Source organism: Oerskovia sp. PE-21s, assembly GCF_056158145.1.
In genome coordinates this window covers 99180-124870 of record NZ_JBUXJM010000010.1, presented here as the reverse complement: position 1 = coordinate 124870, position 25691 = coordinate 99180, and the positions used below count along the sequence as shown (strand labels likewise).

The following is a 25691-nucleotide window of genomic DNA, read 5'->3' as shown; positions in this document are numbered from 1 at the left end:
CGACCGGCCGATCCGAGGCCACCGCACGGTGTCCTGTGGTCGGCGTGCGCAGCGTCAGCCGCGCGGCCCTCGAGCGGGCCACGTAAATCGGCGATCATCGCGCTGCATGCCCTCATGGTCCCACATCGCTGCCTCGCGGGCGTGGGAGGTGCCAGGGCGGACCGCCCGGTCCGGCGGCGGGACGCGTGGTCGCACCGAGCGTCGAGCCGTCGGTCAGCGACGCTCGCCGAGACCGAACGACCGCACGACCTCGTAGAGCGGGCCCCCGCTGCGCCCCGCCCCCGGGGTCGACTCGACGAGGCAGAGCTCGGCCGCGGTGAACCGCGGCCCCTCGTAGACGGCCAGGGCGTGCGCGAGCTCGGCGGGCCCGGGTCCCGTGGGCCGGGGGTCCGTCTTCCGGCGGGACGTCCTGCGGGGCCCGGAGGCCCGCGCCACCGTCAGGTGTGCGCGCTGGCGGGGCCTGCGATCGAGCCGCAGCCCGACGTCGGATGCCGCCTCCGCGGACGCGGCGCTCAGCCGTCGCAGGGCCTCCGTGTCGCCGCCCACTCCCGCGAACAGGATGCGGTCCTCGAAGGTGCCGCCACCGCGCAGGTGCAACGACAAGGGTTCCGTGTCCCGTGCGACCTCGTCGAGGGCTCCGGCCAGGTCGTCCGCGGCGCCCTCGGCGACCTCGCCGAAGAACGCGACCGTGAGGTGCATGAGGTCGCGCGGGGTCCAGCGCAGCGAGGGACGTCCGTCGTCGAGGGCGACCGCACCGAGAGCGGCGAGCGCGAGCCCCAGGTGGTCGAGGGCCTCGTCCGAGGGATACAGGGCCGCGAACAGTCGCGCCGACCTTCCCCTCACACGGCTCCGTCCGCGCCGCCGGCAGGGGCGGTGGCCGGGGCCGACACGCCTGCGCGACGGGGGCGGTGCGCCCGGCTCGACGCGTACAGGCACACCGTGGCGGCCGTCGCGAGGTTGAGCGACTCGGCCTGCCCGCGGATCGGGACGCTCACGACGGCGTCGGCGAGCTCACGATCCTCGGGTGGCAGGCCCCAGGCCTCGTTGCCGAAGACCCACGCGGTCGGCCGCGAGAGGTCGGGAGTCTCGCCAGGGGCGCTACCGGCGACGTCGAGCAGGTCGTCGAGGTCGTGGTCCCCGTCGCCGTCGGCGGCGAGGACCACCAGCCCGGCGGAGCGCAGCGCGTCGACCGTCTCGGCGAGGCTCACGCCCGTCACGACGGGGACGTGGAACAGCGAGCCCGCCGTGGAGCGCACGACCTTGGGGTTGTGCACGTCGACGCTCTCGCCCGCGAGGACGACCAGGTCGGCGCCGGCAGCATCAGCGGCACGGATCACCGTGCCCGCGTTGCCGGGGTCGCGGACGGTCGCGAGGACCGCGACGAGCCGCGGCGAGGCGGAGACCGCGTCGTCGAGCGTGAGGTCCTGGGTCCGGACGACCGCGAGGATGCCCTGGGCGTCGGAGCTCATGGCCTCGAACGCTTCGGGCGTCGTGAGGTGCACGTGCAGGCCCTCGGCGAGCGCGTCGTCGACGATCTCCGCGTAGCGGTCTGCGGCCGACGACGTCACGTACACGTCGCGGACGAGGCGCGCGCCGTGCCGGACGGCCTCACGCACCCCCTGCGGCCCCTCGACGAGGAACTGCTGGTGGCGCGAACGCGCCGGACGCCCGGACAGTGCCCGGACCGCCTTGACCCGGTCGCTCCGAGGGTTGGAGACCTCGGGAACGCGACGGAAGAACGGTACGGGGCGACCTGAGGACAGATCGTTCACTGTGCGGGCGTCCGGTGAGAAGAGTCGCTGCTCGATGATCAGGCAGCAGCCTTCGGGGCGTTCACGTCGGCAGGCAGAGCGTCCTTCGCAGCCTGGACGAGCGCGTTGAAGACCGTGACGTCGTTGACCGCGAGGTCAGCGAGGACGCGACGGTCGACCTCGATGCCAGCGGCCTTGAGGCCCTGGATCAGGCGGTTGTACGTCAGGCCCTGCGCGCGGGACGCAGCGTTGATGCGCTGGATCCACAGGCGACGGAAGTCGCCCTTGCGCGCCTTGCGGTCGCGGTAGGAGTAGACGAGGGAGTGGGTGACCTGCTCCTTCGCCTTCCGGTAGAGACGCGAACGCTGGCCGCGGTAACCCGCAGCGCGCTCGAGAGTTGTACGGCGCTTCTTCTGGGCGTTGACCGCCCGCTTCACGCGTGCCACGTGATGCTCCTTGCAGTTCGGGGCTCAGGTAGGGACTCAGCGGTGGTCAGCACCAGGGGCGCGACCACCAGGCAGATCACTTACCGAGCAGCTTCTTGATCTTCTTGACGTCAGCGGGGGCGACGACCTGGTCAGCAGACAGGCGACGCGTGCGGGTGCTCGACTTGTGCTCGAGCAGGTGGCGCTTGTTGGCCTGCTCACGCATGACCTTGCCGCTGCCGGTGATGCGGAACCGCTTCTTGGCGCCGGAGTGCGTCTTGTTCTTCGGCATGGCTGCCGTTTCTCCTTTGTCTGGTCGAGATCCCGGGAGGGACCCGACGTGTTCGGGCCGTGGCCGGTGGGCCTGGCTCGGTGTCAGTTGGTCAGCTGGGCTTGCCGCCGGGCTTCGGCTTGGAGGCCGAGCTCGGCTTGGGCGCCGGGCGCGGGGCCGGAGGCTTCGGCATGGCAGCCGGCTTCGGCACCGCGACGGGCTTGGGCGCCGTCGCAGGCTTGGGCGTGGCGGCCGGGGCAGCGGCCTTGGGCGCGGCGGCCTTGGGTGCTGCGGCCTTGGGCGGCGCTGCTGCACGGGGGGCAGCCTTGGGTGCGGCCGCCGGTGCGGCGGCAGGTGCGGGAGCCGGCTCAGGAGCGGCAGCAGCCTTGGCCGCGGCAGCGGCCTCGGCCGACGCGACGAGCTCGGCGGCCTCGGCGACCTGCACCTCGAAGGGCACGTCGTCGCCGTCCGCGGGCTCCTCGGAGACCTCGACCGGAGCGGGCTTGGCGGCCGACTTCGTCGGGCGGGGCTCGGCCTCCTGAGCACGCTTGCGCTGCTCGCTCTTGGCCTCGGCCTTCTTCTTGACCGGGCCGAGCACCATGACCATGTTGCGCCCGTCCTGCTTGGGCATGCTCTCGATGAAACCGAGCTCGGCGACGTCGTCGGCGAGGCGCTGCAGGAGGCGGACACCCATCTCCGGGCGCGACTGCTCACGGCCGCGGAACATGATCATGACCTTGACCTTGTCGCCCGCAGCGAGGAAGCGCTCGACGTGGCCCTTCTTGGTGCCGTAGTCGTGCGGGTCGATCTTCAGACGGAAACGGATCTCCTTGAGGACCGTGTTCGCCTGGTTCCGGCGAGCCTCACGGGCCTTCATGTCCGACTCGTACTTGAACTTGCCGTAGTCCATGAGCTTGCACACCGGCGGGCGTGCGTCGGGGGCGACCTCCACCAGGTCGAGGTCAGCGTCCTGGGCAAGGCTCAGGGCGACCTCAATGCGGACGACGCCGACCTGCTCCCCACCTGGGCCGACGAGTCGGACCTCGGGGACACGGATCCGATCGTTGATGCGAGGCTCGCTGATGTGATGCTCCTAGGAAGTCGTCGGTAGACCACCAGGAACGGGAAAGGCCCCCGTCCCAGAGCGCAGGAGGAGGCCATCGATCGGGTCGTCGCGGGTGCGACGAACACACCGTCGCGCCACCGTGAAGAACGGCGACGCTCCGGACCGAGACCCGGCCTCTGTCGTGACGATCGTCAGCAGTTGAAGCTCAGGTGGGATGGAATCCACTTTGCGCACCCGTACTCGACTCTTCGAAGCACCAGCTGGAGCCTCGACGAGAACGTACGGGTCGGTCAGCCACCAAGACTAGCACGCATGTCCGGGGACTCCACCCCGCCCCCGCTCGACCCCGCGCCGCCCACCGCCGGACGAGGCGAAGCACCCCGCCGGACCGCCCCGTCCACCGACACACCACGCACTGGACATCCTCCATCAATGGAACTCTTCCAGAAAATGGGGGTAGAGTGGCGGCGTGCCCACCGACAAGACGATCCGCCCCGCGGACCACGAGACCGAGCTCCGCGACAGCGGGCTCCGGGTGACCGCTGCCCGTCTCGCGGTCCTCGACGTGGTCACCCGGCAGCAGCACGCCGACGCGGACGACGTCCTGCGGGCGACGCGCGAGGTGCTCGGGTCGGTGTCCGTCCAGGCCGTCTACGACGTCCTGAACGCGCTCACCGAGCACGGCCTCCTGCGTCGCATCGAACCTGCGGGCCACCCGGCCCGCTACGAGCGGCGCCTGGGCGACAACCACCACCACGTGGTGTGCCGCTCGTGCGGGGCCGTCGCGGACATCGACTGCGCCGTCGGTCATGCGCCGTGCCTCACCCCGAGCGGGAACAACGGCTTCACGATCGACACCGCCGAGGTCACGTACTGGGGCCTGTGTCCGGACTGCGCCGACTGACCACCCGCCGGCACCACCACGCGGCCCCCTGACCGGCCCCGTACCTGCGGGGCACAGCCACGACCCCTCACCGCTCCCCCGGAGCACCTGTCCCTACCGCCCCCTACCCACGCACAGGTCCTGGGCCCATGACGGCCTCACCTGAAGGAGAAGACGATGACGAACACCCCCTTCACCACGACCCAGACGGGCACCCCCGTCCCGAGCGACGCCCACTCGCTGACCGCGGGCGCCGACGGCGCGACGGCGCTGCACGACCGCTACCTGGTCGAGAAGCTCGCGCAGTTCAACCGCGAGCGCATCCCGGAGCGCATCGTGCACGCCAAGGGCGGTGGCGCGTTCGGCGAGTTCGTCGTCACGGAGGACGTCTCGGCGTACACCCGCGCGGCAGTCTTCCAGCCGGGCGCGCGCACCGAGACGCTGCAGCGCTTCTCGAGCGTCGCGGGCGAGCAGGGCTCCCCCGACACCTGGCGCGACGTGCGCGGGTTCTCGGTGAAGTTCTACACGACCGAGGGCAACTACGACATCGTCGGCAACAACACCCCGGTCTTCTTCATCCGCGACGGCATCAAGTTCCCCGACTTCATCCACTCGCAGAAGCGCCTGCCGGGCTCGGGCCTGCGCGACGCCGACATGCAGTGGGACTTCTGGACCCTGTCCCCCGAGTCGGCGCACCAGGTCACGTACCTCATGGGTGACCGCGGCCTGCCGCGCTCGTGGCGCGAGATGCCGGGCTTCGGCTCGCACACCTACCAGTGGATCAACGCCGCCGGCGAGCGCTTCTGGGTCAAGTACCACTTCACCTCGAACCAGGGCAACGTCGAGATGGAGGGCTCGGAGGCCGAGCTCATCGCAGGCGCCGACGCGGACTACTACCGCCGCGACCTGTACGAGGCGATCGAGGCCGGCAACTTCCCCTCCTGGGACGTGCACGTCCAGGTCATGCCGTACGAGGACGCCAAGACGTACCGCTTCAACCCGTTCGACCTGACGAAGGTCTGGCCGCACGCGGACTACCCGCTCATCAAGGTCGGGACGCACACGCTCAACCGCAACCCGCAGAACTTCTTCGCGGAGATCGAGCAGGCGGCGTTCTCCCCCGCGAACACGGTCCCGGGCATCGACATCAGCCCCGACAAGATGCTCATGGCCCGCGTGTTCTCCTACCCGGACGCGCAGCGCTACCGCGTGGGCACCAACTACAACCAGATCCCGGTCAACGCACCGCACGCCGCGCCGGTGCACAACTACTCGCAGGACGGTGCCCAGCGTCACGGGTTCAACGCGCCCACGACGCCGGTCTACGCCCCCAACAGCCTGGGCGGCCCCGTGGCCGACGAGGCACGTGCGGGCGTCGGGTCCTGGGAGTCGGACGGTGAGCTGACGCGTTCCGCGGCGACGCTGCACGCGCAGGACGACGACTTCGGCCAGGCCGGCACGCTCTACCGCGAGGTCTTCGACGACGCGGCCAAGGCGCGCTTCCTCGAGACCATCACGAACGCCGTCGGTGGGGTGCAGAGCATCGCGATCCGCGAGCGCGCGATCCAGTACTGGACCAACGTGGACGCCGCCCTGGGCGCTGCCCTGCGCAGCGCTCTCGAGGTCGCCCCGCTCGCGGCCGACGAGCCCGGCGTCACGTCGGAGCCCGCGCACTCCTGACGCCGCGCCGCTGCCCGGCGCGCCGTCGTCGGGCAGGGCGTGCGTCACGCCCGGAGGCCGGGTCCGCTCCCCGCGGGCCCGGCCTCCGGGCTCTTCGCCGCCTCCGCGTGGCGGCGGGGCGAGGCGGAGCCGGACACAGTCGCTTGGCACACTATTTGGGCCAGGCGCAGTGCCCGACGGCGCCGCGCACCTCTGTCGTCCACCGCGCCCCGCGGTCGGGCCCGCTCGGGCACCCCGGACGGGTCCCGAGCGCTCGTTCCCTCTGGAAGGATGAGCACATGACTACCGAGAACGACCCCATCGCCCAGGACGCCACCCGGGACATCGCCGACGTCGCAGCCGTCGAGGTCATCACCTCCGCCGCCGTCCACCTCATGAGCGCCGCCGCCGTCAAGTGCGGCCTCGCCGAGGACGCCGCCGAGAAGGAGCACCTGGACCTCGACGAGGCGCGCAAGCTCATCAACGCCCTCGCCGCGCTCGTGACGGCCTCGGCCCCCGACATCGGCAACCAGCACGCCCGGTCGCTCCGCGACGGCCTGCGCTCGCTCCAGCTCGCGTTCCGCGAGGCCTCGGTCTACCCCGACGCCCTGGGCGAGGGCCCCGGCGAGAAGTACACGGGCGCGGTCAGTTGAGCACCCCGCCGGGCGGGCAGCCGACGCCTCCCCCGCCGTCCAGCGCGCACGGGGGCGACGGCGTCGTGCCCCCGCCCGGTGGGACCCCTGGTCCGCCGCCCGCTCCCCCGGCGTTCGTCCCGGGCAGCTCGACCCCGCTCCCGGGGGCCGCCCCGCAGACCCAGGCCTACCTGTCCGCCGCGGACCGGACGGGACCGGAGACCGGACCCGCGCGTGGCGGGTCGGGGCGCGGGAAGACCGTCGCGATCCTCGTGCTCTCCGCAGCGCTCGTCGTCGCGCTGGGGCTCGCGGCGTACCTCCTGGTCACGACGCTGAGCTGGCAGGACCGCAGCGCGCAGTGGGAGAAGGAGTCCCGCGAGCTCGGTCGCCAGGTCGCCCAGCTCGACGCCGACCTCGACGGCGCGAACTCCGAGCTCGAGTCCGCGCGCTCCCAGCTCACGACGGCCCAGGAGCGCATCACCGCGCTCGCGAACGAGAAGGCCCAGCTCGGCGACGAGAACGTGGCCTCGCAGCAGTACCTCGACTACCAGGCCCGCATCTCCGAGGCCGCCGGCACCGTCGCCGCGGCCCTCGGCCAGTGCACCACCGCCCAGGACGAGCTCATCGGCTACCTCAACAACCGCGACGCCTACAACCCCGACGACCTCGCGCGCTTCGCGACCCAGGTCGACGACCTGTGCAACGCCGCGACGGCCGCCAACACCGAGCTCCAGAAGGAGCTCGAGAAGTGAGTCGGGCACGGGGCTCCGGTCACCGGTCGCCCGCCCGCCCGGTGACCGCCGCCGTCACCGCGACGCTCCTCGCAGCCCTGGCCGCGGGGTGCGGGATCCTGCCCGGGCTCCCCGAGCCCATGCCCACCTCGGTCGTGCCCAGCGTGGCGCCCCAGGCCGATCCCGTCGGCTCGGAGAACCTCTCCCCGGACGGCTTCGACGCGGTCAAGCGCATGGCGGTCCGCATCCGCAACGTCGGGTGCTCGTCGCTCTCGACGGGCTCGGGCTTCGCGCTCGACGACCGCACGCTCATCACCAACAAGCACGTGGTCGAGGGGTCGAAGTCCCTCCAGGTCCTGACCTACGACGGCCGCGACATCCAGGTCGAGACAGCGAGCGCCGCGGGGCTCGCGGACCTCGCGATCGTGCGCACGAGCGACGACCTCCCCTCGGCCCCGACGCTCGCGGCCGCCGACCCGGCCCAGGGCGACACCGTGACGGTCGTCGGCTACCCCGAGGGCGGCCAGCTCACGGTCACGCAGGGCAAGGTCGTGGGCACCGCCACGGACCCCCTGCACGAGAACCTGGGCCAGGTGCTCGTGACCGACGCGCAGGTCGAACCCGGCAGCTCGGGGTCGGCCGCGCTCAACGAGGCCGGCGAGGTGATCGGCGTGGTCTACGCGAAGTCGACCGACGCGTCGCTCCTCGTGCCCGTCTCGACGCTGCGCGCGATGCTCGACGACGCGTCCGCCTTCGCGACCCTGCCGCCCTGCTCGTAGGCTGCCAGGCATGAGCAGCGACAGCAGCAAGGACGCGACGGGCCGACCGGACCCCTCCTTCATCACACGCGCCGCGAGCGACGCCTTCTCGGTGCGCAAGGTCTTCGGCGAAGCCTACGAGCGCGACGGGACGCTGGTGATTCCCGTCGCGAAGGTGTGGGGCGGCAGCGGGACGGGCTACGGGTACGGCGTCGGCGCGCTCGACGGGTCGACGGGCTCCTCGGCGGACGACACCGGGCAGGGCGAGGGTCCGGGCGAGGGAGCCGGGGGCGGCGGGGGCTTCGGCGTGCACGTGCGTCCTGTCGGCGTCTACGCCGTGGGCCCCGACGGCACCCGGTGGCACCCCGCCCTCGACCTCAACCGGGTCATCCTGGGAGGCCAGGTCGTGGCCATGGTGGTCGCGCTCGTGGGCGGCTGGGTCCTGGGGCGCCGTCGCCGCTGAACCCCTGCGTTCGCCTGCCGCGCAGCGCGAGCCGGGTGGCGTCGTCGGGCATCCTCCGGGCACCGCACCGTCCCCGCCAGGCGCCCGACGACGTCGCGTCCGCAGGTCAGTCGGCGCGCCCGATGCGCAGCTCGAGCGAGTCGACCCGTTCCGAGACCACGTCGCTGCCCGCGAGGGCCGCGTTGACCTGCGCCAGCACGGCGTCCAGGCCGCGCCGGTCGAGCCCCGAGTCGATCGCGAGCACGACTGCGACCTCGGCGCTCCGACCGGTCTCGGCGCGGACCGCCGCGACGTGCTCGATCCCGGAGACCGCGCCCGCGATCTCCGCAGCGACGTCCGCCGCGACCACGCCGTCCGCGACCGCAGGCGCCCACTGCTTGCCCTGCGCGAGCGCCCACACCGCAGGGCGCGGGACCAGGACCGTGACCGGTCCTGAGGGGTCGAGGACCAGGAGCGACCAGTCCTCGCTCACGGCCGACAGGGCGGCGCGCGGGGCGTCGACCGGGACCGGGCGCGCGTCGGGACGCCAGGCGGCCATGCTCGCGACGCTCGAGAACACCGGGAGCGCACGGCGTCCGTCGGGCGCCTCGAGCGCGACGACGCCCGCCGAGGCCTCCTTGTCGACCTTCTGCCCGTGCTCCCCGACGCCGGACTTCTCGAGCTCGGCCAGGATGGGGATCAGCAGTCGCGTGCGGCCGAGCTGCGCGACGACCTCCGTGAGGCTCGCCGTCCCTGCCGAGAAGTCCGCGAGGACGCTCGTGAGCGCCGGGTCGGCCGAGCCGTCGTCGTCCGCGAAGCCCGAGGACGGAGGCAGCGCCTTGCCCGTCCCCTCGCCCGCCGGGCCCTTCGAGAACGGCGACGCGCCGTGCGCGTGCCCCGCGTGCGGATCACCGATGACCGGAGGAGCCGAGGCGGCCGAAGGGTCGGAACCGGCGGAGCCGTCGGAGAAGGGCGAGGTCACGGACGGCCTGCCACGTCGAGGGCCTGGGGCAGCGTGAAGGCGCCCGCGTACAGTGCCTTGCCGACGATGGCCCCCTCGACGCCCTCGCCCACGAGCGCGCGCAGCGCCTCGAGGTCCGCGAGGCTCGAGATGCCGCCCGACGCGACGACCGGGGCGTCGGTGCGCGAGGCGACCTCGCGCAGCAGGTCGATGTTGGGGCCGCGCAGCGTCCCGTCCTTGGTCACGTCGGTCACGACGTAGCGCGAGCAGCCGGCCGCGTCGAGGCGCTCGAGGACCTCCCACAGGTCCCCGCCCTCCTGCGTCCAGCCGCGGGCCGCGAGGGTCGTGCCGCGCACGTCGAGCCCGACCGCGATCGCGTCGCCGTGCTCGGCGATGACCTTGGCCGTCCACTCGGGGTTCTCGAGGGCCGCGGTGCCGAGGTTGACCCGCGAGCAGCCCGTCGCGAGCGCACGGGCCAGGGACTCGTCGTCCCGGATGCCACCGGAGAGCTCGACCTTGACGTCGAGGCGCGCGACGACGTCGGCCAGGAGCTCGGCGTTGGAGCCGCGACCGAAGGCCGCGTCGAGGTCGACGAGGTGCACCCACTCGGCGCCGCCGGCCTGCCAGTCGAGGGCCGCCGACAGCGGGTCGCCGTACGAGGTCTCCGAGCCCGCCTCCCCCTGGACGAGGCGCACCGCCTGCCCGGCGGCGACGTCGACGGCGGGCAGCAGGACGAGACGATCGGTCATGAGGTGGTCCTTCCGAGGATTCACGAGGGGGTGGGCGCGAGCGCGGGGCGCAGGCGCCGGGTGACACGATGAACGGTCGAGCGAAGGGCGGGGCCTGAGCCCCTCCCGGACGGGCATCAGAGCGAACGGACCCAGTTCTCCAGGAGCCGGGCACCGGCGTCGCCGGACTTCTCCGGGTGGAACTGCGTCGCGGAGAGCGGACCGTTCTCGACGGCCGCGACGAACCGGCCGCCGTGGTCGGACCACGTGACGAGCGGGGCGCGGAACGCCGCACCCACGGGCTCGTCGACGCCCAGCGAGAAGTGGCGCGCCGCGTAGGAGTGCACGAAGTAGAACCGCTCGTCGGCGATCCCGTCGAACAGCACCGAGCCCTCGGGCACCTCGACGGTGTCCCAGCCCATGTGCGGGACGACGGGCGCCTCGAGGCGGTCGACGATGCCGGGCCACTCGCCGAGCCCCTCGGTGAGGGTGCCGTGCTCGTCGCCCTCGTCGAACATGACCTGCATGCCGACGCAGATCCCGAGCACGGGACGACCGCCCGCGAGGCGGCGCTCGACGATCTGGTCGCCGCGCACGGCCTTGAGCCCCGCCATGACCGCGGCGAACGCGCCGACGCCGGGCACGACCAGGCCCTCGGCCTCCGACGCGCGCGCTCGGTCCGCGGTCAGCTCGACGCGCGCGCCGACCCGCTCGAGCGCGCGGACCGCGGAGCGGACGTTGCCGAAGCCGTAGTCGAGGACGACGACCGAGGGGCCCTCGCTCACTTCTTGCGCGCCTTGCGGGCGGAGGCGGTGAGCAGACGCATGGCCTTCCAGCGTGAGATGCCCGAGCTGGGGACGACGCCCGGGAGGTCCGTGACGGTCGCGTGCCCCGTCACGAGGTCCTCGAGCTCCTCGGGGGCGCCGCCGAGCACGAGGCCGGGGGCGAGGGTGTCGCCCTCGACCCCGTCCTCCCAGCGGGTCGCCGTGAGCTGCTCGCCACGACGCGTGAGGAGGATCAGGGGCACGCCCTTGACGAGCGTCGAGATCGCGGCCGCCGCCCGCTGCGGGGCGTCGCCCGACAGGTCGCGCAGGACGGCGAGCGCACCGATGCCGGTGGGCACGGCGTCGACCTCGATCTGCGCGATGGAGCACGCCGCCGCGAGCGGCTCGGCGCCCGCGATCTGCGTCACGAGGACAGCGACGTCGGGGTCGGCGGAGGGGGTGAGCAGGCTCGAGATGTCGTCCGGGATCTCCAGGTCCAACTCGGGCTCGTCGGCGGGGTTCTGCGGGGTGGTCATGTCGTCCGTCTCGGTCGTCCGCGGGTCGCGGGGGTGATCGCCGTGCTCAGGCCCGTCGGGCTGAGCGGGGGTGGTCGGCTCGGAGGTCACAGGGCACCCTTGGTCGACGGGATGCCGTCGACCCGGGCGTCGGGCGCCACGGCGAACCGCAGCGCGCGGGCGAGCGCCTTGAACTGCGCCTCCACGATGTGGTGGGGGTCGCGGCCCGAGAGCACGCGCACGTGGATGCAGATGGCCGCGTGGTGCGCGATCGACTCGAGCACGTGGCGGGTGAGCGACCCCGTGAAGTGGCCACCGATCAGGTGGTACTCCTGCCCCGCGGGCTCCCCCTCGTGCACGAGGTACGGGCGACCCGACACGTCCACGACCGCGAGCGCGAGCGCCTCGTCGAGCGGGACCATGGCGTCGCCGAACCGTGAGATCCCGGCCTTGTCGCCCAGCGCGATCCGCAGCGCCTCGCCGATCGTGATCGCGACGTCCTCGACCGTGTGGTGCGCGTCGATGTGCGTGTCACCCGTGGCCTTGACCGTGAGGTCGATGAGCGAGTGCTTGCCGAGGGCCGTCAGCATGTGGTCGTAGAACGGGACGGTCGTCGAGATGTCCGTCTTCCCGGTCCCGTCGAGGTCCAGCTCGACGAGCACGCTCGACTCCGACGTCGCGCGCTCGATGCGCGCGGTGCGCTTCACAGTCCTGCCACCTCCACCAGGGCGTCCTTGAACGCCGTCATCTCCTGCGGCGTGCCGATCGACACCCGCAGCCATCCGTCCGGTCCAGTCTCCCGGATGAGGACGCCTCGATCCAACAGGCCCTGCCAGATCGCGTGGCGGTCCGGGAACGTGCCGAACAGGACGAAGTTCGCGTCGGAGTCGGCGACCTGCAGGGGCTCGCCGTCCAGGACGGCCGGACGCTGCGCGCGCAGCCAGGCGACGGTGGCGTCGCGCTCGGCCCGCAGGTCGTCGACCTGGGCCAGGAGGGACGCCGAGTGCTTGAGCGCCGCGCGGGCGACGGCCTGCGTCACGGCCGACAGGTGGTACGGCAGGCGGACCACGCGCAGCGCGTCCACGAGCGGGCGCGCCGCGGCGAGGTAGCCCACACGGGCCCCGGCCAGCGCGAACGCCTTGGACATGGTGCGGGTGACCGCGAGGTTCGGGTAGCGCTCGAGGAGCTCGAGGGCCGAGGGGACCCCGGCGCGACGGAACTCGCCGTACGCCTCGTCGACCACGACGACCGCGGACGTGCCCGGCTCGGCGCCGCGCGGCGTGACCGCGAGCGCCGCCTCGCACACGGCCTCGACGACCTCGCGCGACAGGGCCGTGCCCGTCGGGTTGTTGGGGCTCGCCAGGAGGATCACGGACGGCGCGTGCTCAGCGATCGCCGCACGAGCGGCGTCGGCGTCGAGGGTGAAGTCCTCCTCGCGGCGGCCGGTGACCCAGGCTGTGGAGGTGTCGCGCGCGTACTCGGGGTACATCGAGTAGGTGGGCGCGAAGGACAGCGCGGTGCGCCCCGGGCCGCCGAAGGCCTGGAGCAGGTGCAGCATGATCTCGTTCGACCCGTTGGCCGCCCACACCTGCTCGGGGGCCACCCGCACGCCCGACTCCCCCGCGAGGTAGTCCGCGAGGTCCTGGCGCAGTCCCAGGAAGTCGCGGTCCGGGTAGCGGTTGAGGGTCGCGGCGGCAGCGGCGACGTCGGCGGCGATGGTCGCGACGACCTCGGCCGAGGGCGCGTAGGGGTTCTCGTTGACGTTGAGCAGGACGGGGACGTCGAGCTGCGGCGCCCCGTACGGCTCGATCCCCGCGTGCTCGGTCCGCACCGGCAGGTGCACCTCGGACGCGGCGTGCGCGCGGGGCTGCGAGAGGGAGGCACCCGCCTGGGGTGCGCCGTCCGGGGACTCGAGGAGTGGAGTGGTCACCAGGACAGTCTACGAAGCCGTTCGTGCGGGAGCGGTGGACGTCCGGCAGGCGGTCGGTGAGCCTGCGTGCGACGCGCGTCCCGTCGTCCGTCGCCCGTGCGTCAGGTCGTGACGACGTCCGTCCCGCTGACCGCGACGGCGAGGCGTGGGAGCGGCGAGGGCGCCGGGCCGGCGAGCACGTCGCCCGTGGTCAGGTCGAAGCGGGACCCGTGGCACGGGCAGTCGAGCTCGCCGTCGCCCGGCGCGACCGTGCAGCCCTGGTGCGTGCAGATCGCGCTGAAGGCCTCGAACGTCCCCTCCTCGGGCTGGGTCACGAGGTAGGGCGCGCCGTCGACCTGGACGGACACCGCGCCGCCCACGGGCACGTCGCCCGTGGCGGTGACCACGGTGCCCGACGGCGCCGCGGCAGTCCCGCTCGTCCCCCCGCCCTCGCCCGTGGTCCCGGTGGCACTGCTCCCGCCACCGCCGCCCGAGCAGGCGGCGAGGACCAACGCCCCCGCGCCCGTACCTGCGGACACGAGGAGCGAGCGTCGGGTGAGGAGGTCCGGGGCGGACGCCACCGCCTGCACCGAGCTCGTGGTCACCTGCGTGGTCGAGGTCCTCATGGTCACCCTCCGCCGTGCGTCCCGGGTCGATCGGTCCTTCAATTGAAGCATCGGGCCCCGTGCCGCGCGCGAGCGCGGCACGGCCCGCCCGGGGCGCGCATCCTGCGCGCGCCGGAGCGCTCAGCGCACCTGCACCAGAGCACTCGGAGCACCCCATGGACGCGTCCGGCCCACCTCCCACCGACGGCTCGACGCCCGGGCGCTCACCGGCGTCGGGCACGCCTCCCACGCCCCCGCCGCTCCCGCGCGGCGCGTGGCTGCTGCGCGGCGTGACGGCCGCGGGGCTGCTGCTGTCGGCCGACGTCCACCTGTTCCTGTACGTCCAGGGCTACCAGGACATCGAGGTCGTCGGGCCGCTGTTCCTGCTCAACGCGGTCGCCGGGTTCGCGCTCGGGCTCGCGGTCCTGGTGTGGCGCCACTGGTTGCCGCTGCTGGGGGCGATCGGGTTCTCCGTCGCGACGCTGGGCGCGTTCTACCTGTCGACGACCGTCGGCTTCTTCAGCGTGAACGAGACGGTCGGCGGGGTCCAGCAGGTCACGGCCGCGGTGGCCGAGTGGGTCGCGCTCGTCGGTGCGCTGCTGGCGCTCGTGGTCGAACGTCGCCGGGCGTCGGGGCGGTCGCGGAGGGGCTCCTGAACTGCACGAACATCGCTTGTGATGATCTTCACAAGCCTCCGGTCCGTGCTCACCGGCACTCACCGCGCACCCGCCGACCCGCTCGGATACGGTCGAGGAGCCGGACATCATGGGACGCGCAGCGCGTCCCGTCGCGCCTGACGCGCCAGTCGACGGCTCGACCCCCCGGTGTCCGCTCCTGGAGGAGAGCCATGAGCACCATGAAGGCAGCCGTCGTCCACACATTCGCCGCACCCCTCACGATCGACGACGTCGAGGTCCCCACCCCCGGACCCCTCGAAGCGCTCGTCAAGGTCGACTACACCGGCGTGTGTCACACCGACCTGCACGCCGCCCACGGCGACTGGCCGGTCAAGCCGTCCCCGCCGTTCGTCCCCGGCCACGAGGGCGTCGGCACGGTCGTGGCCGTCGGCGACCAGGTCACACGTGTGAAGGTCGGCGACAAGGTCGGCAACGCCTGGCTCTGGAGCGCGTGCGGCGAGTGCGAGTACTGCGAGACCGGCTGGGAGACCCTCTGCCCGCACCAGAAGAACGGCGGCTACTCGGTCGACGGCTCGTTCGGTCAGTACATGCTCGTGGACTCCCGCTACGCCCCGATCATCCCCGACGGCGTCGAGGACTCCGCGGTGGGCCCCATCCTGTGCGCGGGCGTCACGGTCTACAAGGGCCTCAAGCAGACCGACACCCAGCCCGGCGAGTGGGTCCTGGTCTCCGGCATCGGCGGCCTGGGCCACATCGCCGTCCAGTACGCGGTCGCGATGGGCCGCCGCGTCGCCGCGGTCGACGTCGACGACGACAAGCTCGCCCTGGCCCGCAAGCACGGCGCCGAGGTCACGGTCAACGCCGCCACGTCGGCCGACGCCGCGGCCGAGATCCAGGAGAAGACCGGGGGCGGCGTGCACGGGGCGCTCGTGACGGCGGTCAACGCGCACGCGTTCCCCCAGGCCGTCGGAGCGCTGCGCCGCGGCGGCACCGTGTCCCTCGTGGGGCTGCCCCCGGAGAAGTTCCCGCTCGACATCTTCACGACCGTGCTGTTCGGTCTCACGGTCCGCGGCTCGATCGTCGGGACCCGCAAGGACATGGCCGAGGCCCTGGACTTCTTCGCCCGCGGCAAGGTCACCCCGACCTACACCGTCCGGCCGCTGAGCGACGTCAACGACATCTTCAGCGAGATGGAGCAGGGCAAGATCGACGGGCGCGTCGTCATGGACATGCGCTCCTGAGCACCCGGTGAGCGGCTCGTGCCCGCCCCTGGGCGGGCGACGGCGCCGACCACGCGGGCCCGGTGCGTCCGACGGACTCCCATCGGGCGCACCGGGCCCGACCTGTGCACGACCGCGCGCTGTCCCACCCAGCGCCTACGATCGCTGGGTGACCTCGTTCCCCCGTGACCCGCACGACCCGTACGCCGACCTCCCGCCCGACTTCGCGTCGGAGCCCCCCGCCGACCTCTACGACGAGCCCCCGGTCCCCGACGACGCGGGACCCGCGGTGCGTCGCGCCGCCGCCCCCGGCGGGGCACCGGCCCCGGCGCCTGCCCCGGCCGACACGGCGACCGACACCCCGACCGACGCTGCCTCGGCCGCCGACGCCGCGCGGCTCGCCAAGGTCGCCATGCTGCGCGGGCTCCTCGAGGGCAAGGACCTGCGCGAGGAGGCCGAGGCCGCGCTCCGCAAGCTCGTGGGCCGCGACGACGCCGCGCTGCGCGACGACCAGTGGCTCGCGATCGAGGCCCTGGTCGCGTTCCGCCGTCGGGCCCTCGTGGTCCAGCGCACCGGCTGGGGAAAGTCCGCGGTCTACTTCGTCGCGACCTCGCTGCTGCGCTCGCGCGGCGCGGGTCCCACGGTCATCGTCTCGCCGCTGCTCGCCCTGATGCGCGACCAGATCTCGGCCGCGGCCCGCGCCGGGATCCGTGCCGTGACCATCAACTCCTCGAACATGACCGAGTGGGACGAGGTGCACGCCGCGATCGCCGCGGGCGAGGTCGACGTGCTGCTCTGCTCGCCCGAGCGGCTCAACAACCCCGGCTTCCGCGACGAGGTGCTCCCCCGGCTCGCGGCCGACGCGGGCCTCGTCGTGATCGACGAGGCGCACTGCATCTCCGACTGGGGCCACGACTTCCGGCCCGACTACCGCCGCATCCGCACCCTGCTCGCGGACCTGCCCCCGGGCATCCCCGTGCTGGCGACGACCGCGACCGCGAACGAGCGCGTGACCGCCGACGTCGCGGAGCAGCTCGGGGTCACGGGGGCGTCGGTCGGGGCGGGAGCCCCGGGCGCCGTCGCCGGTGCGCCCGGAGCCCCGCGCGAGGACGTGCTCGTGCTGCGCGGCGGCCTCGACCGCGAGTCGCTGCACCTGGCCGTGCTGAACCTGCCCGACCAGCCGAGCCGCATCGCGTGGCTCGCCGAGACGCTCCAGGACGTCGACGGCTCGGGGATCGTCTACTGCCTGACGGTCTCGGCCGCCGAGCAGGTCGCGAGCCAGCTCCGCGCGACGGGGCTGGCCGTGGCCGCGTACACGGGCCAGACGGACACGACCGAGCGCGAGCAGCTCGAGGCCGACCTCAAGGAGAACCGGGTCAAGGCGCTCGTCGCGACCTCGGCACTCGGCATGGGCTTCGACAAGCCGGACCTCGCGTTCGTCGTGCACCTCGGGGCACCCTCGTCGCCCATCGCGTACTACCAGCAGGTCGGTCGTGCGGGGCGTGGCGTCGACAGCGCGGTCGTCGTGCTCCTGCCCGGCGAGGAGGACCGGCGCATCTGGGAGTACTTCGGCTCGCTCGCCTTCCCCGCCGAGCGACAGGTCCGCGAGACGCTCGCGGCCCTCGAGGCCGGGGGCGGCACGCAGTCGGTCGCGGCCCTCGAGACGCAGGTCGACCTCAAGCGCTCACGCCTCGAGACCATGCTCAAGGTGCTCGACGTCGACGGCGCGGTGCGCCGGGTCAAGGGCGGCTGGGTCTCGACCGGGCAGCCGTGGGTCTACGACGCCGACCGGTACGCGCGCGTCGAGCAGACCCGGCTCGCCGAACAGCGATCCATGATCGACTACGAGGCCACGACCGGCTGCCGCATGGCCTTCCTGCGCGCGACGCTCGACGACCCCGAGCTCGAGCCCGGCTGGCGGTGCGGACGGTGCGACCGGTGCGGCGGCGTCGACCTGCCCGCGGCCCCCGACGCCGAGGCCGTGTCCGCCGCGCGTGCAGACATGGACCGCCCGGGAGTCGAGGTCGTCGCGCGCCGCCAGTGGCCCACAGGCCTCGACCGGCTGGGGCTCGACCTCAAGGGCCGGCTGTCGCCCGAGGAGCTCGCGTCCCCGGGACGCGCCGTCGCGCGCCTCGACGGGCTGGGCTGGTCGGGTCCGCTGCGTGAGCTCTTCGCGCCCGGCGTACCCGACGGCGAGACTCCCGTCGCGCTGCGCCGTGCGGCCGCACGCGTGCTCGACGAGTGGGACGCGCTCTACGCCGCACCCAGCGGCGACGGCCTCGATGCCGCCGGGGCGGCCGACGCCGCGTCGGCGGCGGACGGGGCGGGCGACGAGCCGGCTCCCGCGCGCCGGCTCCTGCTCGACGGCGTCGTGTCGGTCCGGTCGGCCACGCGACCTCACCTCGTCCAGCACCTCGCGGGCGGGCTCGCGCGCTACCTCGACCGCCCGCTCGTCGGGTCTGTCGGTCCCGTGCCGGGCCGCGAGCAGCCCGGGCGCCACGACGTGAACTCGGCCATGCGCCTGGCGGGGGTCGTCGAACGCCTCCGGCTCGAGCTGTCCGGGCCCGCGCTGGCCGGTCTCGCGGGACGCCGGATCCTCCTGGTCGACGACTACACCGACTCGGGCTGGACCCTCACGGTCGCCGCCCGCCTGCTGCGTCAGGCAGGCGCTGCGGCGGTCTACCCGTTCGTGCTCGGGGTGCGATAGGCCCTGACAGCTCGGACGGCGCTGACGACGCTGACGTGCTGACGGTGCTGACGGTGACGCACGAGAGCGGGGCGGGGACCGGAGAACAGCTCTCCGGTCCCCGCCCCGCTCGGGACGTGCCGCGCCTACTGGAAGCGCGCCCTGATCGCCTCGCCGTGCGCGGGCAGGTCCTCGTCGTTGGCCACGGCCACGATGCGGTCCGCCAGCTCCTGGAGCGCGTCGGCCGAGTACTCGACGACCTGGACCGCGCGCAGGAAGCTGTGCACCCCGAGCCCGCTCGAGTAGTGCGCGCAGCCACCGGTCGGCAGGACGTGGTTGGAGCCCGCCATGTAGTCGCCCAGCGGGACGGGCGAGTAAGGTCCCACGAAGATCGCGCCCGCGCTCTGCACCCGCTCGGCCACGGCGGCGGCGTCGGCCGTCTGGACCTCGAGGTGCTCGGCACCGTACGAGTCGACGACGTCGAGACCCTGCTCCAGGTCGTCGACCACGATGATCGCGGACTGCGGCCCGGACAGCGCCTGCGCCACGCGCGCCGCGTGCTTGGTCTCGGGGACAAGGTCCACGAGGCGGGCATCGACGGCCGCTGCCAGCTCGACCGACGGTGTCACGAGCACGGCCGCGGCGTCAGGCGTGTGCTCGCCCTGGCTGATGAGGTCGAGCGCGACGTGCGTGGGGTCCGCGCCGCCGTCCGCGAGGATCGCGATCTCGGTGGGACCTGCCTCGGAGTCGATCCCGACGACACCGCGCACGAGCCGCTTGGCGGCCGCGACGTAGATGTTCCCCGGACCCGTGATGACGTCGACGGGCTCGCACAGGTAGTCGCCGTCCTGCGGCTCGCCGCCCGCGGCGCCGTACGCGAACATCCCGATCGCCTGGGCCCCGCCGACGGCGTACACCTCCTCGACGCCCAGCAGCGCGCACGCCGCGAGGATCGTGGGGTGCGGCAGGCCGTCGTTCTCGCGCTGCGGCGGAGAGGCCACCGCGAGCTCGCGCACGCCGGCCTCCTGCGCCGCGACGACGCTCATGATGACCGACGACGGGTAGACCGCGATCCCACCGGGCACGTAGAGCCCGACGCGACGCACCGGGATCCAGCGCTGGCGGACCTGGGCTCCCGGCGCCAGGTCGACCGAGAACGGCTGGGGGCGCTGGGCGGCGTGCACCGTGCGGACGCGGCGGATCGCCTCCTCGAGTCCGTCGCGCACGAGCGGGTCGAGCGTCTCGAGGGCCTGGGCCATGCGCTCCGCCGGGACCCGCAGGTGGACCGGTCGCACGCCGTCGAACCGCTCCGAGAGGTCCCGCAGCGCCGAGGCACCGTGCAGGCGGACGTCATGCAGGATCGGGGCGACCTTCTCCGCCGCGTCCTCGACGCCGATCTCCGGACGAGGCAGGATCTCCGTGAGCTCACGGGGAGACAGGGAACGACCACGCAGGTCGATGCGATTGATCACCGACCCATCGTAGGCCGGGCCGTGAGCCGACCTCCAGGCCATTCAGCAGATGGGCAGGTCCCCGGTACGTCCCGGACGCGAGAGAATGGTCCTCATGACCACGACACCCACGGTGGAGATCACCGACGACGTCATCCGCCTCGGCCAGTTCCTCAAGCTCGCGAGCCTCGTCGATTCCGGTGCCCACGCCCGCGACCTCATCTCGGAGGGAGAGGTTCAGGTCAACGGCGAGGTCGACACGCGCCGCGGCCGCCAGCTCCGCAAGGGCGACGTCGTCACGGTCGACGTGCCGACCGGCCAGGTCGGCGCGATCGTCGGCTAGCCGCGGGGGGGTACTGGGGCGCCCCGGCTGCCCAGCAGCCGCCCCCCCGTACCCCTCAGAAGGCCATGTAGCTCGAGCTCATGACCTTGTCCGCGACGATCCGCAGGACGACGCGGCGCGGGTTGACGCGCGGCTCCTTGTAGCGCCGCGTGTACCGGCGCACGGCCTCGGCGACCTCGTCGGGGTCGCGCGAGACCGAGATGGTGCCCTCGAGGGTGATCCACCGCCCGCCCTCGACCTGGCAGACGGCCGCCCGGGGGTGAGCCCCCTCGGGCGTGAGGCGCTCGGCGTTGAGCGCCTTGACCGACGTGTCGTTCGTGGTGATCCGCACGACCCCGGTCTCGGGGGCCCAGGTGAAGCCCACGGGCACGACGTGCGGGCTGCCGTCCTCCCGCAGGGTGGTCAGGGTCGCCAGGTGGCGCTCGGTCACGAAGACGCGCTGCTCGGGGGTCAGGTGGATCACGACCGCGAGTCTACGTGTCCTGGCCGGGCCCGAAGCCGTAGGTCGTGACCAGCGGGACGGCGCCCTGTGCGAGCGCGGTGAGCACCGCGGCCTCGTGCGGCACGACGGTGGTGGGCAGGGCGGAGAGCGCGAACCAGCGCAGGTCGGCGGCCTTGTCCCGCTCGACGACGACCGGCTCGCCGGACCATGTGCGGCTCGCGAAGAAGAAGTCGACCCGTTGCTCGATCGCCCCACCGCCCGGGCGCGTGCGGTGCATGACCGTGAGCGGTTCGAGGTCCGCCGTCGCGACGTCGATCCCCAGCTCCTCGCGCGCCTCTCGCCGCGCGGCGGCCAGCACGCTCTCGCCCTCCTCGACGTGCCCGGCCGCGGCCGCGGCCCAGTGGCCGTCCATGTACCCGGTGTTCTGCCGGAGCTGGAGCAGGACCTCGTCACCGCGGCGCAGCAGCACGTAGGCCGCCGGGATCACCTGGAAGCGCCCCGGGGAGCCGTCCGGCGCCGGGAGGTACCCGCCCCCGGGCCCTGGGCCCTCGGTTCCGATCCCGGTCCCGGTCACACCGTGAGGCACGTCGGCCCGAGCAGCGCCTTGAGGTCCCCGTACAGCGCGGGGCTCTTCTCGACGCGCAGGGTGTCCTCGAGCCGCATGACCTTGGTCCGGCCAGGGCTCGTGAGCTTGAGGTGGACCTCGGTCACCCCCGGGTGCGTCGAGAGGATCTCGCGCAGCCGCTCGACCACGGGCTGGGTGCAGCGCGACTCGGGCAGGCTCACCAGCACCGGCGTCTCGGCGACCGTCGAGATGTCCGGGAGCGAGACCTCCATGGCCTGGAGCTGCATGGTCTCGTCACGGCGTCGCACGCGCCCCCTCAGGACCACGACCTGGTCCTCGGCGAGGATCGTCGAGTACGCGAGGTACGTCTCGCCGAAGAACATGACCTCGACCCCGCCCTCGAGGTCCTCGATCGTGACCGCGGCCCAGGGGTTGCCGTTCTTGCTCATCTTGCGCTGGAGCGAGGTGATGAGGCCGGCGATGACGACCGTCGAGCCGTCGGGGCGTGCCTCGTCGGCCATGAGCGCGGCGATCGACGTGTCGGCCGCGCGTGTCAGGACGTGCTCGAGCCCCGACAGCGGGTGGTCGGACACGTACAGGCCGAGCATCTCGCGCTCGAACGCGAGGCGCTGCTTCTTGTCCCAGTCGGGGATGTCGGGCACGTCGACGCTGAACGACATGGCGGGGTCCTCGGCGCCCAGGTCGGCGAAGAGGTCGAACTGCCCCTTGGCCTCCTCGCGCTTGACGCTGATGACCGAGTCCACCGCCTGCTCGTGCACCACGAGCAGCGCGCGCCGCGCGTGGTCGAGCGAGTCGAACGCCCCAGCCTTGATGAGCGACTCGATGGTCCGCTTGTTGCACACGACGGCGGGGACCTTGTCGAGGAAGTCGGTGAAGGACCCGAAGGTCCCCTTCTCCTCGCGGGTCGCGACGATCGCGTCCACCACGTTGGCACCGACGTTGCGGACCGCGGTCAGGCCGAAGCGGATGTCCTTGCCGACGGCGGTGAAGTTGGCCGACGACGAGTTCACGTCCGGCGGCAGGACGGTGATCCCCATGCGGCGGCACTCGTTGAGGTAGAGGGCCGACTTGTCCTTGTCGTCGCGCACGCTCGTGAGCAGCGCGGCCATGTACTCGGTCGGGTAGTTGGCCTTGAGGTAGGCGGTCCAGTAGGAGACGACGCCGTACGCCGCGGAGTGCGCCTTGTTGAACGCGTAGTCCGAGAACGGCAGCAGGATGTCCCACAGCGTCTTGACCGCGGCCATGGAGAAGCCGCGCTCCTTCATGCCGTTCGAGAAGCCCTCGAACTGCTTGTCCAGCTCGGACTTCTTCTTCTTGCCCATGGCACGGCGCAGGATGTCGGCCTGGCCGAGCGAGTACCCGGCGACCTTCTGCGCGATGGCCATGACCTGCTCCTGGTACACGATCAGGCCGTAGGTGGTCCCCAGGATGTCCTCGAGGGCTTCCTCGAGCTCGGGGTGGATCGGAGTGACCTCCTGCATCCCGTTCTTGCGCAGCGCGTAGTTGGTGTGGGAGTTGGCTCCCATGGGGCCCGGGCGGTAGAGCGCGCCCACGGCCGAGATGTCCTCGAAGTTGTCGGGGCGCATGAGCTTGAGCAGCGTCCGCATGCCGCCGCCGTCGAGCTGGAACACGCCCAGGGTGTCGCCGCGCCCCAGGAGCTCGTACGTCTTGGGGTCGTCGAGCGTGAGCGCCTCGAGCTCGACCGGGTCCTTGCCGTTCATCACGATGTTCTCGAGCGCGTCGTCGAGGATCGTGAGGTTGCGCAGCCCCAGGAAGTCCATCTTGATCAGGCCGAGGCCCTCACAGGTGGGGTAGTCGAACTGCGTGATGACCGCGCCGTCCTGCAGGCGGCGCATGATCGGGATGATGTCGATGAGCGGCTCGCTCGACATGATGACGCCGGCCGCGTGCACGCCCCACTGGCGCTTCAGTCCCTCGATGCCCTTGGCGAGCTCGACGACGCGCTGCGCGTCGGGGTCCGCCGAGTGGATCTGGCGGAACTCGTCGGCCTCGTTGTAGCGCTTGTCGTCGGGGTTGAAGATCCCCGTGAGCGAGATGTCCTTGCCCATGATCGCGGGCGGCATGGCCTTGGTGAGCTTCTCCCCCATCGCGAAGGGGAAGCCCAGGAGACGCGAGGAGTCCTTGAGGGCCTGCTTGGCCTTGATGGTGCCGTACGTGACGATCTGGGCGACGCGGTCCTCGCCGTACTTCTCCGTCACGTAGCGGATGACCTCACCACGACGACGCTCGTCGAAGTCGACGTCGAAGTCGGGCATGGACACACGGTCGGGGTTGAGGAACCGCTCGAAGATCAGGCCGTGCTGGAGCGGGTCGAGGTCCGTGATGCGCATCGCGTACGCGGCCATGGAGCCCGCACCCGAGCCACGCCCCGGCCCCACGCGGATGCCGTTGTCCTTGGCCCAGTTGATGAAGTCGGCGACGACGAGGAAGTAGCCCGGGAAGCCCATCTGCACGATGACCTGGGTCTCGTACTCGGCCTGCTTGCGCACGGCGTCCGAGATGCCGTCCGGGTAGCGGTAGTGCAGGCCCTTCTCGACCTCCTTGATGAACCAGGAGGTCTCGTCCTCGCCCGGGGGGCAGGGGTAGTTGGGCATGTAGTTCGCGGACGTGTCGAAGCTGACCTCGCACTGCTCGGCGATGAGCAGGGTGTTGTCGCAGGCCTCGGGCAGCTCCTTCCAGATGTGCCGCATCTCGGCTGCCGACTTCACGTAGTACCCGTCGCCGTCGAACTTGAAGCGGTCCGGGTCGGCGAGCGTGGAGCCGGAGTTGATGCACAGCAGCGCCTCCTGGGAGTGGCTGTCCTCCTTCTTCACGTAGTGCAGGTCGTTGGTCGCGACGAGCGGTGCCCCGATCGTCTCGGAGAGCCGCAGCAGGTCCTTGATGACGCGTCGTTCGATGTCGAGCCCGTGGTCCATGAGCTCGACGTAGAAGTTCTCCTTGCCGAACACGTCCTGGAGCTCGCCGGCGGCCTGCACGGCCGCGTCCCACTGGCCGAGCCGCAGCTTGGTCTGGATCTCGCCCGAGGGGCAGCCCGAGGACGCGATCATGCCCTTGCCGTAGCGCTCGAGCAGGTCGCGGTCCATGCGGGGCCACTTGCCCATCTGGCCGTCGAGCGAGGCGAGCGAGCTCGCGCGGAAGAGGTTGTGCAAGCCCTCGTTGTTGCGGGCCCACATCGTCAGGTGCGTGTACGCGCCACGGGCCGAGACGTCGTCGGACTCCTGGCCCTTCTCGCCGAAGCGCACGCGCGTCTGGTCGAAGCGGCTCGTGCCGGGCGTGACGTACGCCTCGACGCCGATGATGGGCTTGATGCCCGCCTGGGTCGCCTTGGACCAGAAGTCGAACGCCCCGAAGATGTAGCCGTGGTCCGTGGTCGCGATCGCCTTCTGCCCCAGGCGCGCGGTCTCCTCGAAGAGGTCTCCGAGCCGCGCGGCGCCGTCCAGCATCGAGTACTCGGTGTGGACGTGCAGGTGGACGAAGTCGTCGGACTTCTGGGTGCTTCCGGGGGCGACGGCAGACGGCATGCGACGAGTCTAGATCGAGCCACCGACGCCTCCCGGCGTGTCGCCCGACGACACCGGCGTGTGCCTTCTCTCATGCCCGCCCGACGGCGCCACGCGCCTCACGGGCTCGGCGCCGCGGAACACGGGTCGCCCCACGAGGGACGGCGGCTGGAGTCGTCCGCGGCCCGTGACAGCCCCCGTCTGCGCGTCAGCCGCGCAGACGCAAGGTCTTCGCGGCGTCCCGGTGGTCGATCCCCGCGTCGAGGTACACGGGCCCGTACACCTCGTACCCGAGGCGTTCGTAGAAGCCCGTGGCCTGCGTCTGCGCGCTGAGCTCGATCCGGACCCTGCCGTCCGCCGCGTGCTCGGCGAGCGCGATCTCCTCGAGCGCGCGCATGACCGTCGCGCCCGCGCCCGTGCCTCGGGCGGCGCGGGCCACCGCGACCCGTCCGACGTGCACCTCGCCCGGGTGGGCAGGGTCGGAGAGCAGGCGGCCGGTCCCCACGACGAGCCCCGTCGCGTCCCGGACCACGACATGGGTGGTGGTCGGCGCGAAGTCGGCGTCGTCGATCTCCTCGGCGAGCGGGACCTGCTGCTCGTCCACGAAGACCGCCAGCCGCAGCGCGTGCGCCTCGGTGAGCTGTTCGGGCGTCCGGACCCGTTCGGTCGTCAGCATCGTCGTCCTTCCGCCGGCGGACCCGCGA

At 72.5% G+C, this 25691-nt stretch carries 27 protein-coding genes; 10 read left to right on the top strand and 17 right to left on the bottom strand.

Features of this window, described 5'->3' with window-relative positions; all coding sequences use genetic code 11:
- Positions 1-213: 213 nt before the first annotated feature.
- From thpR to infC, 5 genes are all read right to left on the bottom strand, one after another.
- Positions 214-843, bottom strand: coding sequence for an RNA 2',3'-cyclic phosphodiesterase (gene thpR / locus ACZDYF_RS17500; RefSeq protein ID WP_475060430.1), 630 nt, complete (start codon positions 841-843; stop codon positions 214-216).
- Positions 840-1772, bottom strand: coding sequence for a TrmH family RNA methyltransferase (locus tag ACZDYF_RS17495; protein ID WP_475060425.1), 933 nt, complete (start codon positions 1770-1772; stop codon positions 840-842). The genes thpR and ACZDYF_RS17495 overlap by 4 nt, the downstream gene beginning before the upstream one ends.
- 38 nt (positions 1773-1810) lie before the next feature.
- Entirely contained in the window at positions 1811-2197 is a 387-nt protein-coding gene (gene rplT / locus ACZDYF_RS17490; RefSeq protein WP_030150471.1) for a 50S ribosomal protein L20, read from the bottom strand.
- A 76-nt stretch (positions 2198-2273) separates the two neighbouring features.
- Positions 2274-2468, bottom strand: coding sequence for a 50S ribosomal protein L35 (rpmI, locus tag ACZDYF_RS17485; protein ID WP_030150472.1), 195 nt, complete (start codon positions 2466-2468; stop codon positions 2274-2276).
- Between the two features lie 91 nt (positions 2469-2559).
- The gene (gene infC, locus ACZDYF_RS17480; protein WP_475060533.1) at positions 2560-3504 is read right to left on the bottom strand and encodes a translation initiation factor IF-3; all 945 of its coding nucleotides are present in this window, start codon (positions 3502-3504) and stop codon (positions 2560-2562) included.
- 478 nt (positions 3505-3982) lie between these two features.
- Here infC and ACZDYF_RS17475 point away from each other — a divergent pair, with 478 nt between their 5' ends.
- From ACZDYF_RS17475 to ACZDYF_RS17450, 6 genes are all read left to right on the top strand, one after another.
- Positions 3983-4417, top strand: coding sequence for a Fur family transcriptional regulator (locus tag ACZDYF_RS17475; protein ID WP_318243738.1), 435 nt, complete (start codon positions 3983-3985; stop codon positions 4415-4417).
- Positions 4418-4573: 156 nt separating this feature from the next.
- Positions 4574-6076 (top strand): catalase, encoded by a 1503-nt coding sequence (locus ACZDYF_RS17470; RefSeq protein WP_191790689.1) that lies wholly within the window; start codon positions 4574-4576, stop codon positions 6074-6076.
- A gap of 278 nt (positions 6077-6354) precedes the next feature.
- Positions 6355-6708, top strand: a complete 354-nt coding sequence (locus tag ACZDYF_RS17465; protein WP_191790688.1) for a DUF1844 domain-containing protein — start codon at positions 6355-6357, stop codon at positions 6706-6708.
- Positions 6705-7439: a hypothetical protein gene (locus ACZDYF_RS17460; protein WP_475060420.1), complete on the top strand. Its 735-nt coding sequence runs from the start codon at positions 6705-6707 to the stop codon at positions 7437-7439. The genes ACZDYF_RS17465 and ACZDYF_RS17460 overlap by 4 nt, the downstream gene beginning before the upstream one ends.
- The gene (locus ACZDYF_RS17455) at positions 7436-8197 is read left to right on the top strand and encodes a S1C family serine protease (RefSeq protein WP_475060417.1); all 762 of its coding nucleotides are present in this window, start codon (positions 7436-7438) and stop codon (positions 8195-8197) included. The genes ACZDYF_RS17460 and ACZDYF_RS17455 overlap by 4 nt, the downstream gene beginning before the upstream one ends.
- Before the next feature lie 10 nt (positions 8198-8207).
- Positions 8208-8639 (top strand): spore germination protein GerW family protein, encoded by a 432-nt coding sequence (locus tag ACZDYF_RS17450; RefSeq protein WP_400275061.1) that lies wholly within the window; start codon positions 8208-8210, stop codon positions 8637-8639.
- 106 nt (positions 8640-8745) lie between these two features.
- Here the strand turns inward: ACZDYF_RS17450 and ACZDYF_RS17445 are convergent, their stop codons facing one another.
- The 7 genes from ACZDYF_RS17445 to ACZDYF_RS17415 all read right to left on the bottom strand — a co-directional run bounded on the left by ACZDYF_RS17445 (position 8746) and on the right by ACZDYF_RS17415 (position 14121).
- Complete coding sequence (locus ACZDYF_RS17445; protein ID WP_475060412.1) at positions 8746-9600, bottom strand: SseB family protein; 855 nt, start codon at positions 9598-9600, stop codon at positions 8746-8748.
- A complete protein-coding gene (gene priA / locus ACZDYF_RS17440; protein WP_191790686.1) occupies positions 9597-10328 on the bottom strand; it encodes a bifunctional 1-(5-phosphoribosyl)-5-((5-phosphoribosylamino)methylideneamino)imidazole-4-carboxamide isomerase/phosphoribosylanthranilate isomerase PriA in 732 nt (243 codons plus the stop codon). The genes ACZDYF_RS17445 and priA overlap by 4 nt, the downstream gene beginning before the upstream one ends.
- 116 nt (positions 10329-10444) lie before the next feature.
- On the bottom strand, positions 10445-11092 hold the full coding sequence (gene hisH / locus ACZDYF_RS17435) for an imidazole glycerol phosphate synthase subunit HisH (protein ID WP_191790685.1): 648 nt from the start codon (positions 11090-11092) through the stop codon (positions 10445-10447).
- The gene (locus ACZDYF_RS17430; protein ID WP_191790684.1) at positions 11089-11607 is read right to left on the bottom strand and encodes a hypothetical protein; all 519 of its coding nucleotides are present in this window, start codon (positions 11605-11607) and stop codon (positions 11089-11091) included. The genes hisH and ACZDYF_RS17430 overlap by 4 nt, the downstream gene beginning before the upstream one ends.
- A gap of 86 nt (positions 11608-11693) precedes the next feature.
- The gene (gene hisB, locus ACZDYF_RS17425; protein WP_191790683.1) at positions 11694-12293 is read right to left on the bottom strand and encodes an imidazoleglycerol-phosphate dehydratase HisB; all 600 of its coding nucleotides are present in this window, start codon (positions 12291-12293) and stop codon (positions 11694-11696) included.
- A complete protein-coding gene (locus tag ACZDYF_RS17420; RefSeq protein ID WP_191790744.1) occupies positions 12290-13429 on the bottom strand; it encodes a histidinol-phosphate transaminase in 1140 nt (379 codons plus the stop codon). Before ACZDYF_RS17420 ends, hisB begins: the two co-directional genes overlap by 4 nt.
- 188 nt (positions 13430-13617) lie before the next feature.
- Positions 13618-14121 carry a Rieske (2Fe-2S) protein gene (locus ACZDYF_RS17415; RefSeq protein WP_475060406.1) on the bottom strand — a complete coding sequence of 168 codons (504 nt, stop codon included), beginning with the start codon at positions 14119-14121 and terminating at the stop codon, positions 13618-13620.
- Positions 14122-14276: 155 nt separating this feature from the next.
- Between ACZDYF_RS17415 and ACZDYF_RS17410 the strand changes: the two genes are divergently transcribed.
- The 3 genes from ACZDYF_RS17410 (at position 14277) to ACZDYF_RS17400 (ending at position 18665) form a co-directional block, all read left to right on the top strand.
- Entirely contained in the window at positions 14277-14756 is a 480-nt protein-coding gene (locus ACZDYF_RS17410) for a hypothetical protein (RefSeq protein WP_475060403.1), read from the top strand.
- A gap of 191 nt (positions 14757-14947) precedes the next feature.
- Positions 14948-15979: an alcohol dehydrogenase AdhP gene (adhP, locus tag ACZDYF_RS17405; RefSeq protein WP_475060398.1), complete on the top strand. Its 1032-nt coding sequence runs from the start codon at positions 14948-14950 to the stop codon at positions 15977-15979.
- 391 nt (positions 15980-16370) lie between these two features.
- Positions 16371-18665, top strand: coding sequence for a DEAD/DEAH box helicase (locus ACZDYF_RS17400; protein WP_475060529.1), 2295 nt, complete (start codon positions 16371-16373; stop codon positions 18663-18665).
- Between the two features lie 125 nt (positions 18666-18790).
- On the opposite strand, the gene hisD is transcribed toward ACZDYF_RS17400, so the two are convergent.
- Positions 18791-20116, bottom strand: coding sequence for a histidinol dehydrogenase (gene hisD, locus ACZDYF_RS17395; protein WP_475060394.1), 1326 nt, complete (start codon positions 20114-20116; stop codon positions 18791-18793).
- Between the two features lie 94 nt (positions 20117-20210).
- Between hisD and ACZDYF_RS17390 the strand changes: the two genes are divergently transcribed.
- Positions 20211-20438, top strand: coding sequence for an RNA-binding S4 domain-containing protein (locus tag ACZDYF_RS17390; RefSeq protein ID WP_475060391.1), 228 nt, complete (start codon positions 20211-20213; stop codon positions 20436-20438).
- 55 nt (positions 20439-20493) lie between these two features.
- On the opposite strand, the gene ACZDYF_RS17385 is transcribed toward ACZDYF_RS17390, so the two are convergent.
- The 4 genes from ACZDYF_RS17385 to ACZDYF_RS17370 form a co-directional block, all read right to left on the bottom strand.
- On the bottom strand, positions 20494-20901 hold the full coding sequence (locus ACZDYF_RS17385; protein ID WP_475060387.1) for a pyridoxamine 5'-phosphate oxidase family protein: 408 nt from the start codon (positions 20899-20901) through the stop codon (positions 20494-20496).
- Positions 20902-20911: 10 nt separating this feature from the next.
- Positions 20912-21466 carry an NUDIX domain-containing protein gene (locus ACZDYF_RS17380; RefSeq protein WP_475060380.1) on the bottom strand — a complete coding sequence of 185 codons (555 nt, stop codon included), beginning with the start codon at positions 21464-21466 and terminating at the stop codon, positions 20912-20914.
- On the bottom strand, positions 21451-25008 hold the full coding sequence (gene dnaE / locus ACZDYF_RS17375) for a DNA polymerase III subunit alpha (RefSeq protein ID WP_191790677.1): 3558 nt from the start codon (positions 25006-25008) through the stop codon (positions 21451-21453). The genes ACZDYF_RS17380 and dnaE overlap by 16 nt, the downstream gene beginning before the upstream one ends.
- A gap of 187 nt (positions 25009-25195) precedes the next feature.
- Entirely contained in the window at positions 25196-25663 is a 468-nt protein-coding gene (locus ACZDYF_RS17370; RefSeq protein ID WP_191790676.1) for a GNAT family N-acetyltransferase, read from the bottom strand.
- Between the last annotated feature and the right edge of the window lie 28 nt (positions 25664-25691).

Coding starts and splice junctions, on each gene's coding strand:
- rpmI (WP_030150472.1), bottom strand. CDS start 2,468: ATGCCGAAGAACAAGACGCACTCCGGCGCCAAGAAGCGGTTCCGCATC.
- ACZDYF_RS17470 (WP_191790689.1), top strand. CDS start 4,574: ATGACGAACACCCCCTTCACCACGACCCAGACGGGCACCCCCGTCCCG.
- ACZDYF_RS17465 (WP_191790688.1), top strand. CDS start 6,355: ATGACTACCGAGAACGACCCCATCGCCCAGGACGCCACCCGGGACATC.
- ACZDYF_RS17450 (WP_400275061.1), top strand. CDS start 8,208: ATGAGCAGCGACAGCAGCAAGGACGCGACGGGCCGACCGGACCCCTCC.
- priA (WP_191790686.1), bottom strand. CDS start 10,328: ATGACCGATCGTCTCGTCCTGCTGCCCGCCGTCGACGTCGCCGCCGGG.
- ACZDYF_RS17430 (WP_191790684.1), bottom strand. CDS start 11,607: ATGACCACCCCGCAGAACCCCGCCGACGAGCCCGAGTTGGACCTGGAG.
- ACZDYF_RS17415 (WP_475060406.1), bottom strand. CDS start 14,121: ATGAGGACCTCGACCACGCAGGTGACCACGAGCTCGGTGCAGGCGGTG.
- ACZDYF_RS17410 (WP_475060403.1), top strand. CDS start 14,277: ATGGACGCGTCCGGCCCACCTCCCACCGACGGCTCGACGCCCGGGCGC.
- adhP (WP_475060398.1), top strand. CDS start 14,948: ATGAGCACCATGAAGGCAGCCGTCGTCCACACATTCGCCGCACCCCTC.
- ACZDYF_RS17400 (WP_475060529.1), top strand. CDS start 16,371: ATGCTGCGCGGGCTCCTCGAGGGCAAGGACCTGCGCGAGGAGGCCGAG.
- ACZDYF_RS17390 (WP_475060391.1), top strand. CDS start 20,211: ATGACCACGACACCCACGGTGGAGATCACCGACGACGTCATCCGCCTC.
- dnaE (WP_191790677.1), bottom strand. CDS start 25,008: ATGCCGTCTGCCGTCGCCCCCGGAAGCACCCAGAAGTCCGACGACTTC.
- ACZDYF_RS17370 (WP_191790676.1), bottom strand. CDS start 25,663: ATGCTGACGACCGAACGGGTCCGGACGCCCGAACAGCTCACCGAGGCG.